The following is a 12,508-nucleotide window of genomic DNA, read 5'->3' as shown; positions in this document are numbered from 1 at the left end:
TGAAATTCTCATTGAATATGATAGTTAAAAATCAGAGTTTACGCACAGTTAGCATAACAATTAGACATTAATGAACTTTGTGCACATTCAAGATGAAGTACAAGCCCGCACCTGAGGGTGCGTCAGTTACTGTGCTGTTTAGGTTGGGCCAGCACAAAATTTACCAGCGCAAATAAAATAGCCATCATTACCAATAAAAAGCCCGCAAAAAACAATCGGCCTGTCCAGTCAATATCAGAAGAATGAATAGAGCTTTCCGATCTAGCGAAAAGCGCTGAACTCCCGAGTAAGCTCGCCGACAGGAACAGGGTTCCTTTGAAGTTGTTTAGTGCGTCGGCCATTGCTTTATTCCTGACCTTGGGCTCATAAGATACAAGCGAAATTGAGCTGGATTTCGAAGATGCGTAATACACTGCATTATATAAGCATACTCATCGCTATCAGGCTGAACACTGGCAACCGCCTGCAACAGCTTATTACTCGCTTGTGTGCATACTTGCTGAGCCAGTTCGGCTTGTTTTAACTGCTCAAGGCAGTGATGCAATAACATAGTTAAACAACCCAGCTGGGTAATCAGATAGAGATGTTCCGTACCATAAATATCCACCAGGATTTGACTGGTTTCCCACGCACATCCTAACTGGGGTAAAGCCTCTTGCCAGCATTGCTGCTCTGCAAGGATTTCTCCTTTTAACTGCATCTGATGCAAATAATCAAAACCCAAATGCGAATTGAAGTACAACCAATCGCGGTGATGTGCACACAGGAAGTTTACGTTTTTTTTCTGGTTCCGAGCTTCCGAATGTGTCGTACCAGATTGGTTTAAATTTAACTGAGACTTGAGCATAACGGTTAACTTTTTTTACAGGTGTTATTATCCTGCCTTAACCTGAAATTAATTTCAAATGATAATCATTATCATTTGCATAACATTTTGTTATTTCCAAAACGGAGGTGGGAATAAAAAGATCTAAAGCGATGGCGAGGCACTGCAAAACAGCAAACAACTTTGTAAAAGTTTTGCTCGAAATGAAATCGCCATCGGCGTATCTTTAAAGGCACCCCACCGGCTCATCAAACGATAAGTTGAGGCGTATTTTTGGCTCTACAGAAAATAACAAAGATTATCTACATAATGTCTGGCTGGACTTGCATCTTGTTAGGTGTGTTAGGTGCATTTTTGCCGATACTACCCACCACTCCATTTTTATTGCTGGCATTATGGTTGTTTAATCGCAGCTCACCTCGATTTCACGCTATGCTTTTAAACAATCCATGGGTTGGTAGCACGTTGAGGCAATGGGAAGAGTCAAGATCGATTACTTCTTCCGCCCGCCGTCGGGCAGTGATCATGATCGTCGTGGTGTTTTCTCTATCTATTTATCTGGTCAGAGACACCTGGCAGTTACAATTGATGTTGGCCCTGCTGTGCAGTTCGCTACTGCTATTTATGCTGAAAATTCCAATTAAAAACAATATAGCAACCACCTCTGCCCAGCCTGACACTGACTAGCCCAGTGGCTGCCGCTAGATTTATGTTTTTCGGGAAGCAATTTGAGCAAGTGTCAGCTTTTACACTCTTTGGGTTGTAATAGCAGTTCTAAAGCACTGAGGTAAGCATTGCTAGAAGTTCTCAGCATGTCCTGCTGCAATGATTCCGATGCTTTGTGGGCACGCTCCAGATCATCAGCAATCACCACAAGATCCTGCTGTAATCGCTGCACGGCATTCTCTAAGGTATAGGTAAGTTCGTGCACTTTAACCATGTCTTCAACTCCGATTTGAGGTTTATTCAATATCGCTTGTAGCTTGGCGTTAAAGTTATTTAAATTGCAGATAGCAACACTGGTATCAGGTGCCTGCAATGCCGGAAAGTGATCGTAGTCTTCGTCCGCCGAAAGAGTGGGAGCCACTAGAAACGAAATTGAGACAGCGCTTAGCAAAAGATTTTTCATTGAGAGTCCATTAGTTTGGTTTTCTCAATGTTAATGGTAACTATTAGCATTTGCAACAACGCTGATATATGAAATCACTCATTGAGGCAAAGAATTTACTCCAGCCCCAGAAATCCGCCCGTTTGATGCTTCCATAACCTCGCATATTGGCCGTTTAATGCCAATAACTCCTGGTGTGAGCCCATTTCAATAACTCTTCCTTTATCCAATACAATCAACCTGTCCATCGCGGCAATTGTGGATAAGCGGTGTGCAATGGCCAAAACAGTTTTGTTGTCCATTATTTTGTTCAGGCTTTCCTGAATGGCCACTTCAACTTCAGAGTCCAAAGCAGAGGTAGCTTCATCCAAAATTAAGATGGGTGCGTCTTTCAATAAAACTCTGGCAATAGCAATGCGCTGTCGTTGCCCCCCTGAAAGTTTAACTCCACGCTCCCCCACCATAGCATCGTAGCCAGTGCGACCTTGTTGATCAGATAAACTCATAATGAACTCATGGGCTTCCGCCTGTTTTGCGGCGCTAATTAGTTCCGCTTCTGTCGCGTCAGGTTTGCCGTACAGAATGTTTTCACGAATAGAACGATGCAGCAAGCTCGTGTCCTGAGTCACCATGCTGATATTGGCACGCAAACTTTCTTGTTTAACCTGGCTAATATCCTGGTCATCTATAAAAATGCTACCAGAATCAACATCAAAGAAACGCAACAACAGATTCACCAAGGTAGATTTACCGGCACCGGATTTGCCCACAATGCCCACTTTTTCCCCTGCCCTGATGTTCAATTGCAACCCGTCAAATACTGGAACCTGCTGAGATGTACTTTTGTAATTAAAATTGATTTGCTGAAAGGTAATAGCACCATCATCAACACGTAACGGCTTAGCCGCTTCGCTATCTTTAACCTCGGTGGGTAAAGAGAGCGTGTTCATGCCATCTTGCACCATTCCTATATTTTCAAATAACCCGGATATTTCCCACATAATCCACTGGGACATGCCATTGAGTCGCATTGCCAGTGCTACGGAAACTGCGATATCTCCAGCTGTTACTGTGCCTTCTTGCCAATAGTAGAGCCCGGCAGTCACCACAGCAAAAACCAGCAGGGCATTACTCAGCCAAATGCAACCATCCAGCAGCGTAACCAGACGCATTTGGGGGTACACTGTTTTTAAGAACGTATCCATACTACTTCTGGCATACTCAGTTTCTTGTGCGCTATGAGAGAAGAGCTTTACTGTCTGGATATTGGTGTAACTGTCTACAATGCGGCCAGTCATGTTGGAGCGGGCATCAGCCTGTTGCTGTGAAACGCGTTTAAGACGAGGTAAAAACAATCTCAGAATCAATACATAAACAACAAACCACAGAATAAAAGGGACAGCCAGGTTGATATCCATAGTCATGACCAGGATGACAATACCCACGAAATAGACACTCACGTAAACCATCAAATCCAACATTTTCAGTACAGTTTCCCGTACCGAAAGGGCGGTTTGCATCACTTTAGTGGCTATCCGTCCGGCAAAATCGTTGTAGAAAAATGACAGGCTTTGATGAATCAAATACTGGTGGGCCGACCAGCGAATGCGCATTGGAAAGTTCCCCAACAGAGACTGGTGGGAAAACAGCGCCTGCAGCACCACAACGGTTGGTAAGCCAACAACTAACAGTGCAGCCATCCAATACAGGGTATTTTGATGTTGCTGAAAAAACGAATCCGGATCGCCTGCAGCAACAGCGTCAACCAATGTGCCAAGGTAGCCGAATAAATATACCTCCAGCACGGCAACCGCCGCACTGAGTAGCGACATCATCAGCAGAACAAACCACATCCCCTGGCAGTAATGAAGACAAAAAGCCATTAAAGTTTTAGGTGGCTTAACGGGCTTTTTATTGGGGAAAGGTTCGGTTAACTGCTCAAAAAACCTGAAAATCATAGAAGCTCAAATACTCATAAAATAAAGAGGGTTAGCCAATACAGGCAAATCCCCAATTGCACCAAAAAGAAGGCAAGACGCAATTGCACCGCAATCACAGAGGTAGACAGAATATGGACAGCGGATTGTGCCATCCGCGCGGCAAATACAACCAACGCCAAAGGATCCGTTAAGGCCTGTTGCTCTATGGCCAGACTCAACAAAAATGTCCCCCCCACAATGGGGAAGCTCTCAATGCAGTTGGCTTGTGCTCTGGTAAGACGCAGCCCCAACGCGGTAACATCTTCTCCACTGGCATTGAATTCATTGGCGGCTTTTTGCCCTTTAGCAACAATCACTGAACGATAGCCAATAAGAACCAAGGTTAACAAGATAGTCCAGCCGATATAGCCGGCAAGTGCGATAATCGTGGCAGACATAAAACACTCCAAATTATGATTTAGAAACCAGACCCGAATATATGAGAAAATGTTCCAGTGCAGCACCAGTTTATTGCTTTTAGTACAAACAAAAAAGGCTCCATTCGGAGCCCTTTTTCACTGCAATGCAGATTATGCCTCTTTTGCTTTCTCACGAGAAGCACGTTTACGCTCATTCTCAGTAAGTAGCTTCTTGCGAATGCGAATGCTCTCTGGTGTTACTTCAACCAGCTCATCATCATCGATAAACTCAAGCGCTTGCTCCAAAGACATGACGATAGGCGGAACCAGATTCTGCGCTTCATCGGTACCCGAAGCACGAACGTTAGTTAACTGCTTGCCTTTTAACGCATTAACCGTCAAATCGTTATCACGACTGTGAATACCAATAACCATACCTTCGTACACTTCAACACCGTGACCGATGAACAAACGGCCACGCTCTTGCAAGTTAAATAATGCGTTTGTTAACGCTTTACCTGCAGCGTTAGCGATAAGAACACCGTTCTTGCGCTGGCCAATGTTGCCACCTTTATGAGCACCATAATGATCGAATGTATGATAAAGCAGACCCGAACCTGAGGTTAATGTCATAAACTCAGTTTGGAAACCAATCAGCCCACGACTTGGAATGATAAAGTCCATACGCACGCGGCCTTTGCCATCAGGAGACATATCGGTCAGCTCACCTTTACGCAAGCCGATCTGCTCCATAATAGAGCCTTGGTGCTCTTCCTGGCAGTCGATAGTCAGTGTTTCAAATGGCTCTTGTAATTCACCATCAACGGTTTTCAGAATAACTTCTGGTCGAGATACGGCCAGTTCATAACCTTCGCGACGCATGTTCTCAATTAGGATACCCAAGTGTAGTTCACCACGTCCGGACACGCGGAACTTGTCTGGATCATCCATTTCAGTGACGCGCAAGGCAACATTGTGCACCAGCTCGGCTTTTAAGCGATCAAGGATATTACGGGAAGTAACGAACTTACCTTCTTTACCTGAAAACGGTGAGGTATTTACCTGGAACGTCATGGTTACTGTTGGCTCATCAACCGACAATGGCGGTAACGCTTCTACTGTGTTGACATCACAAACGGTATCAGAAATTTTCAGCTCACCAAGACCAGTGATAGCAATGATGTCACCCGCGTAAGCGGCTTCTACTTCGTGGCGCTGCAAACCAAGGTAACCCAGCACCTGACCTACTTTACCATTGCGCTTTTTGCCATCAGCAGTGACAACGGTAACCTGTTGGTTAATTTTAACGCTACCACGTGTAACGCGGCCAACGCCAATAACGCCCACATAAGAATTATAATCCAATTGAGAGATCTGCATTTGCAGAGGACCATCAACATCAGCATCAGGAGGTGATACCTGATCGACAATAGTTTGAAACAGCGCAGTCATGTCATCCGCGGGCTGGTCAGCATCCAGTGAAGCCCAACCATTAAGTGCTGAGGCATAAACCACCTGGAAGTCCAGTTGCTCGTCGGTAGCACCGAGGTTGTCAAACAAATCAAATACCTGGTCCATTACCCAATCAGGACGTGCGCCTGGTTTATCAATCTTGTTGATAACCACAATTGGTTTCAAACCTTGAGCGAAGGCTTTTTGCGTTACAAATCGCGTTTGCGGCATTGGGCCTTCTTGAGCATCAACCAGCAATAATACAGAGTCAGCCATAGACATAACGCGCTCAACCTCACCACCAAAGTCGGCGTGTCCGGGAGTATCTACGATATTGATTCGGTAATCGTTCCACTTAATGGCCGTATTCTTCGCCAGAATGGTAATGCCACGCTCTTTTTCGATGTCGTTGGAGTCCATCACGCGTTCTTCTGTCTCACCTGTGCGACTTTCAAGAGTCCCAGACTGCTGTAGAAGTTTATCTACCAAGGTGGTTTTACCGTGGTCAACGTGGGCGATGATTGCGATATTGCGCAATTTTTCAATGGCTACCGGATTGGCTGTCATGTATTGATTTCTCTGTAACTTATTAAAACGATGACTGGCAACAGTAATCCTGCTTATTCTGTACGGTTTTTAACCGGACAATGCCAGCGAGGCGCGGATTTTACAGGTTTATCAACAAATAAGCGATGGAAATCTAGACTTTCTGCCGAATATTCACTGGATTGTCACAAATTCTATGGCAATAGAGGTGTAAATTAAGAACAGCTTGGAATATCTTGCACCAATCTGGAATTAGTCTAGCTTTTAAACATATGGAAGGACACTGCCAGCACCACATTGGTGCAGAGCGCATCATATTAGCGCATCAATGAAGCTAAAACAGTGCAACACCTCTCAGAGACATGTTCTAATCCTTTGTTTTATAAGGGTTAATATGTTTTATTTGAATGGCACGAAATTAGCTAAATACATCTGTTACTAAATTACGATATGATTTCAGGATTATTTTCTGGTGTTTCCTGACACCAACCATGACCTACTCAATTGGAGGACACTATGTCAGTAGAATCGGCTTTAGCCTTAATCGCGGAAAGTGAAGCGAAATTTGTTGATTTAAGATTTACCGATACCAAAGGTAAAGAGCAGCACGTATCGATTCCCGCAGCACTTATCGACGAAGATTTTTTTGAAGAAGGCAAAATGTTTGACGGCTCTTCCATCGCTGGCTGGAAAGGAATTAACGAGTCTGACATGATTTTGATGCCAGATCCTGCAACAGCAGTTTTAGACCCGTTCGCAGAAGAAGCTCAGGTTAACATCCGTTGTGGTATCGTTGAACCTTCTACCATGCAAGGTTATGACCGTGACCCTCGCTCTATCGCACAGCGTGCCGAAGAATACCTGAAATCTACTGGTATCGGTGACAAGGCGTTTTTTGGTCCTGAGCCAGAATTCTTCTTATTTGACGACATTCGTTTCCACACTGAAATGGGTGAATCTTTCTACAAAATCGACGCCGCAGAAGCAAAGTGGAATTCAGGTGCTGAATTCGAAAACGGCAACTTGGGTCACCGCCCGGGTGTTAAAGGTGGTTACTTCCCGGTACCTCCAGTAGATTCTGCCCACGATATCCGTACTGCTATGTGTTTGGTTATGGAAGAAATGGGTTTGACTGTTGAAGCTCATCACCACGAAGTAGCAACCGCGGGTCAAAACGAAATCGCCTGCGAATTCAACTCTATCGTTGAAAAAGCAGACGAGATTCAAATCTACAAGTACGTTATCCACAATGTAGCAGACGCCTATGGCAAATCAGCGACCTTCATGCCTAAGCCATTGGTAGGCGATAACGGTTCTGGTATGCACTGCCACCAGTCAATCAGTAAAGATGGTCAAAACATCTTTGCAGGGGACAAGTATGGCGGTTTATCTGACGAAGCCTTGTACTATATTGGCGGTATTATCAAGCACGCGCGTGCAATCAATGCTTTCACCAATGCGTCTACTAACTCATACAAGCGTTTGGTGCCAGGCTTCGAAGCTCCGGTAATGCTGGCATATTCTGCACGTAACCGTTCTGCATCTATTCGTATCCCATACGTAACTAGTGCAAAAGCACGTCGTATCGAAGTACGCTTCCCTGATCCTACAGGCAACCCTTATCTGGCCTTTACGGCCATGCTGATGGCAGGTCTTGACGGGATCAAGAACAAGATCCACCCTGGCGATGCTATGGATAAGGACTTGTATGACTTACCAGCAGAAGAAGCAGCAGAGATCCCAACTGTGGCCAGCTCTTTGGAAATGGCGTTAGAAGCTCTGGACAACGACCGTGACTTCCTGAAGGCCGGTGGTGTTATGAGTGATGACATGATTGACGCCTACATTGAGCTGAAAGCTGAAGAAGTAGAAAGACTTAACATGACGACTGCGCCTGTTGAGTTTGATATGTACTACAGCGTATAAACCTGTAACACATTGATATATAAAAACCCGCTTGATAGCGGGTTTTTTTGTGAGCATTTTCACAATCACTATTGAGAAATAGTGCAGAGTCATCAACACTAGAGTTATTGATAGTCACCCGGTCTGTACAGTCATGCTACGAAAGTGTTTGCTCATAGCTTTAATTGCCACTGTATCTATTGTCACGTCAGCGAGCACCAAAATATACAAGGTGGTGAAGCCTGATGGCACCGTCATCTATACCGACAAGCCGCCTCCCGGTGCATCCGAATACAAACTCCTCAAACAGCCAAATTTGATGCCTTCAATGGCCACAAACCAAAATTCAAAAGCCAAAGAGACTCAACTAGCGCCAGTAGCTAAACCAACACTAAAACTACTTAAACCAGCCAATGAAGCCACCGTAAGAAGCAATGCAGGCGAGGTAACCATTGAAGCGAGCATGGCACCGGAAATGACTGGCCAGTTCATACTCTATTTAAATGGCCAACTTCATAGTCGTCACATTGCTCCAATGTTTGAATTGGAGGGCCTGGATAGAGGTAGCTATAACATTAAAATTGAGTTTCTTGACCAGTCAGGCAAGCTACTTGCATCTACTCAGCCAAACACATTTTATTTGCATAAAGCTTCTGCATTAATTCAAGCAAACTAGACAAATCAAAGGCTTGAGAGTCGAAGCAGTTCTTCTATAATTTTTAATATGCACCAATAAGGTGCATTGTGGTTAAATGCTCGTATGAATGAAGACATAAAACTCAATAATTTGCTCGACAATCTGTCTACAGCAATATTGCTACTGGATCAGGATATGCGGATATTGTTTGCCAATGTCTCCTCAGAATCCCTTTTTGAGCATTCTCGTAATCAATTGTTTCGCCACCCTCTTAGCGAGTTTCTGATTGGCGACTGCATTAAAATTGAACGCTTTTATAGTGCTTTGCACAACAGGGACAGCTTTTCAGAAAACGAAATTCAATTGATTTTCAAAGATGGACGCCACTGTCTGGCATCGATGATCGTGACTTATTACGAATCAGACGAGAATGGCATGTTGGCTTTGGAAATCAATCCCATCGATCAGATCAAAAAGCTCAGCCAGGAAAGTCATCAATGGGCTTTGCAGCAAGCTTCACGCGATCTCATCAGAGGCCTGGCCCATGAGATTAAAAATCCGCTTGGTGGTATACGCGGTGCAGCACAGTTATTGGAAAGGGAGCTGCAAGACTCCAATCTCAGAGAATTCACACAGCTGATCATAGAACAATCCGACCGCTTGCGTAACCTGGTAGACAGATTATTAGGTCCCAACAAGCCACCTGATTTTCAGTGGGTCAATATTCATCGCGTTATTGAGAAGATTCGTACTCTGCTAACTATTGAACATCATGGCATCATCATTGAGCGCGACTACGATCCCAGTATCCCCGACATGTTTATCGATTCTGATATGTTACAACAGGCGATATTAAACATAGCCCGTAATTCCGTTCAGGCACTCAATGGTGATGGCACGTTAAAACTTAGTACCCGAATTCAGCGCCAATCAACGATTCACGGCAATCGCTTTCCATTGTGTGCCCAAATAAAAATTATCGATAACGGACCGGGCATCCCTGACAGCATCAAGGATACTTTGTTTTACCCTATGGTTTCCTCAAAACTCGAGGGCACTGGGCTTGGCTTATCCATATCGCAATCTTTGATCAATCACCACAAAGGTAAGATTGAAGTGGAGAGCTGGCCCGGCCACACCGAATTTACCATTTTGATCCCTATTGCAAAAAAGGAAGATATTAAATGAGCAACGCACCTGTTTGGATAGTCGATGATGACAGCTCGATCCGTTGGGTTTTACAAAAAGCATTACAGGGTGCAAATATCGAGTGCTTCAGTTTTGAGAATCCGGAAGATCTGTTATTGCAACTTGGCTCTGGCCAGTTGCCTGAAGTGATTGTGTCTGACATCAGAATGCCACAGATGGATGGCATGCAGTTATTGGATACCGTACATCAAGAGCATCCCGATATTCCCTTTATCATCATGACTGCTCATTCAGATCTGGATAGTGCCGTCAATGCATACAAACAAGGCGCTTTTGAATACCTACCCAAACCTTTTGATATTGATGAAGCTGTTACTCTGGTGCAAAAGGCGCTGACTAAAGCCCGAGAAAATAGCTCAAAAATTGGTAATAACGAGACAAAAGTCAGAACCGAGATCATCGGAGAAGCCCCTGCAATGCAGGAGGTCTTTAGAGCCATTGGCAGACTATCTCGCTCCAGTATTAGCGTATTAATTAACGGCGAATCTGGTACCGGTAAAGAATTAGTGGCTCAGGCATTGCACAAGCACAGCCCCAGAGCGGATAAGACTTTTATTCCATTAAATATGGCGGCCATTCCCGGAGATCTTATCGAGTCTGAATTGTTTGGCCATGAAAAAGGGGCGTTTACCGGCGCACAATCCACCCGCGTAGGACGTTTTGAGCAAGCCAATGGCGGTACCTTATTTCTGGACGAAATTGGTGATATGCCTCTGGACGTGCAAACACGATTGTTACGTGTACTGGCTGATGGTCAGTTCTATCGCGTTGGTGGACATGAACCCGTTTCAGTGGATGTGCGTATCATTGCTGCCACGCATCAGGACCTGGAAAAGCGGGTAACAGACGGTAAGTTTCGAGAAGACTTGTATCACCGGCTGAATGTAATCAAGATACACCTTCCTAAACTCAGTGACCGTAGCGAAGATATCGTGCCTCTTGCTCACCACTTTCTGGGATTAGCGGCGAAGGAGTTACAAGTTGAAAGCAAAATACTGAGTAAAGATTCGCAAAAAATCCTCAGTAAATTGCCTTGGCCTGGTAACGTCAGGCAGTTAGAAAACATCTGTCGCTGGCTAACGGTAATGGCCAGCAGCAAAGAGATCCAACCTTCGGATTTGCCGGCAGAGATACACAAACAACAACCATTGTCGCCCCAGGAGCAATCAGAACTCTCGTGGCAAGAAATGTTGTCTCGTTGGGCAGACGCACAATTGCTCTCTGGAAAAAATGATATCTTGAATGATGCAACCATTGAATTTGAACGCATCTTATTGGACAGAGCACTTAATCATACCCATGGACATAAGCAGGAAGCTGCAAAGAGACTAGGTTGGGGCCGCAATACCCTCACCAGAAAACTGAAAGAACTCAATTATAAGTAAGCTGAGCCTGTTGGTTCGCCTTAAGCTGCAGGGATGCAGTGAATGCCGTTTATGTCGGGAACATTTAAACGGCCAGGCGGGCAATTGTGGCTACCTTTAACTAATCTTGTCGAACTGGTCTTTTTGTGGTCCCTGCAAAAAAGACATTCACGCCATCCGTGGCGCTCAACCTACAGACACAAAAAAGGCCGCTTGCGCGACCTTCTTTTAATGTGTGGTGTTAACCTTAGATATTAGTCCAAGATTTTAGAAACAACACCAGCACCTACGACCGCCATGGATGGCGGAAGTGTCGAAAGCGCAGGAGCAGTTTTCGACCTGTACGACCACGTTACTCCAGGCTGTCCCTGCCCAAATTACAGGAACGTAATGAATGTCGATTTTGTCGGGAACAAAAATCGACGACGCCCCGAATAACAAGTTCCTAATCTAGAAGACGGTGGATAGATCACAACAAACTTGTCCAGCTAAAGCAGAACCTACAGGCACAAAAAAGGCCGCTTGCGCGACCTTCTTTTAATGTGTGGTGTTAATCTTCGAAATTAATCAAGGATCTTGGAAACTACGCCCGCACCAACAGTTCTTCCACCTTCACGGATTGCGAAGCGCAGACCTTCGTCCATCGCGATTGGAGCAATCAGTTCTACTACGAACTTAAGGTTGTCACCAGGCATTACCATTTCTACGCCTTCTGGAAGCTCAACAGCACCTGTTACGTCAGTTGTACGGAAGTAGAACTGTGGACGGTAACCTTTGAAGAAAGGAGTATGACGGCCACCTTCGTCTTTGCTCAGTACGTATACTTCTGCTTCGAACTTAGTGTGTGGGTTGATTGAACCAGGCTTAGCCAGTACTTGACCACGCTCAACTTCGTCACGCTTAGTACCACGAAGAAGAACACCAACGTTCTCACCGGCACGACCTTCGTCAAGCAGCTTACGGAACATCTCAACACCAGTACAAGTCGTAGTCGTAGTTTCTTTCATACCTACGATTTCTACTTCTTCACCTACTTTGATGATACCTTGCTCAACACGACCAGTTACTACTGTACCACGGCCTGAGATTGAGAATACGTCTTCGATAGGCAGGATGAACGGCT

General features: G+C 44.9%; 12 protein-coding genes. 5 read left to right on the top strand and 7 right to left on the bottom strand.

Going from position 1 to position 12,508, the window contains the following annotated elements:
* Positions 1-122: 122 nt before the first annotated feature.
* Together ACXAGP_RS19410 and ACXAGP_RS19405 are read right to left on the bottom strand one after the other, a co-directional pair.
* Positions 123-341, bottom strand: a complete 219-nt coding sequence (locus tag ACXAGP_RS19410) for a hypothetical protein (protein WP_475263291.1) — start codon at positions 339-341, stop codon at positions 123-125.
* On the bottom strand, positions 326-847 hold the full coding sequence (locus ACXAGP_RS19405; RefSeq protein WP_475263289.1) for a hypothetical protein: 522 nt from the start codon (positions 845-847) through the stop codon (positions 326-328). The genes ACXAGP_RS19410 and ACXAGP_RS19405 overlap by 16 nt, the downstream gene beginning before the upstream one ends.
* Before the next feature lie 252 nt (positions 848-1,099).
* Here ACXAGP_RS19405 and ACXAGP_RS19400 point away from each other — a divergent pair, with 252 nt between their 5' ends.
* Positions 1,100-1,513, top strand: a complete 414-nt coding sequence (locus tag ACXAGP_RS19400; protein WP_475263287.1) for a YbaN family protein — start codon at positions 1,100-1,102, stop codon at positions 1,511-1,513.
* 52 nt (positions 1,514-1,565) lie between these two features.
* On the opposite strand, the gene ACXAGP_RS19395 is transcribed toward ACXAGP_RS19400, so the two are convergent.
* The 4 genes from ACXAGP_RS19395 to typA all read right to left on the bottom strand — a co-directional run bounded on the left by ACXAGP_RS19395 (position 1,566) and on the right by typA (position 6,291).
* The gene (locus tag ACXAGP_RS19395; RefSeq protein WP_475263286.1) at positions 1,566-1,955 is read right to left on the bottom strand and encodes a DUF6746 family protein; all 390 of its coding nucleotides are present in this window, start codon (positions 1,953-1,955) and stop codon (positions 1,566-1,568) included.
* A 95-nt stretch (positions 1,956-2,050) separates the two neighbouring features.
* Positions 2,051-3,889 carry an ABC transporter ATP-binding protein gene (locus ACXAGP_RS19390; protein ID WP_475263425.1) on the bottom strand — a complete coding sequence of 613 codons (1,839 nt, stop codon included), beginning with the start codon at positions 3,887-3,889 and terminating at the stop codon, positions 2,051-2,053.
* A 17-nt stretch (positions 3,890-3,906) separates the two neighbouring features.
* The gene (locus tag ACXAGP_RS19385; protein ID WP_475263285.1) at positions 3,907-4,311 is read right to left on the bottom strand and encodes an MAPEG family protein; all 405 of its coding nucleotides are present in this window, start codon (positions 4,309-4,311) and stop codon (positions 3,907-3,909) included.
* Between the two features lie 132 nt (positions 4,312-4,443).
* On the bottom strand, positions 4,444-6,291 hold the full coding sequence (typA, locus tag ACXAGP_RS19380; RefSeq protein WP_475263284.1) for a translational GTPase TypA: 1,848 nt from the start codon (positions 6,289-6,291) through the stop codon (positions 4,444-4,446).
* A 495-nt stretch (positions 6,292-6,786) separates the two neighbouring features.
* On the opposite strand from typA, the gene glnA reads away from it, so the two are divergent.
* The 4 genes from glnA to glnG all read left to right on the top strand — a co-directional run bounded on the left by glnA (position 6,787) and on the right by glnG (position 11,406).
* The gene (gene glnA, locus ACXAGP_RS19375) at positions 6,787-8,196 is read left to right on the top strand and encodes a glutamate--ammonia ligase (protein ID WP_475263283.1); all 1,410 of its coding nucleotides are present in this window, start codon (positions 6,787-6,789) and stop codon (positions 8,194-8,196) included.
* Positions 8,197-8,344: 148 nt separating this feature from the next.
* The gene (locus tag ACXAGP_RS19370; RefSeq protein ID WP_475263282.1) at positions 8,345-8,851 is read left to right on the top strand and encodes a DUF4124 domain-containing protein; all 507 of its coding nucleotides are present in this window, start codon (positions 8,345-8,347) and stop codon (positions 8,849-8,851) included.
* 84 nt (positions 8,852-8,935) lie between these two features.
* On the top strand, positions 8,936-10,000 hold the full coding sequence (gene glnL, locus ACXAGP_RS19365; RefSeq protein ID WP_475263281.1) for a nitrogen regulation protein NR(II): 1,065 nt from the start codon (positions 8,936-8,938) through the stop codon (positions 9,998-10,000).
* Positions 9,997-11,406, top strand: coding sequence for a nitrogen regulation protein NR(I) (glnG, locus tag ACXAGP_RS19360; RefSeq protein WP_475263279.1), 1,410 nt, complete (start codon positions 9,997-9,999; stop codon positions 11,404-11,406). Before glnL ends, glnG begins: the two co-directional genes overlap by 4 nt.
* 542 nt (positions 11,407-11,948) lie before the next feature.
* On the opposite strand, the gene ACXAGP_RS19355 is transcribed toward glnG, so the two are convergent.
* On the bottom strand, positions 11,949-12,508 hold a 560-nt coding region (locus ACXAGP_RS19355), incomplete at its 5' end, for an EF-Tu C-terminal domain-related protein (RefSeq protein ID WP_475263277.1).

The organism is Planctobacterium sp. AWM4_229, from assembly GCF_056160305.1.
This window is presented reverse-complemented; position numbering and strand designations above follow the sequence as displayed.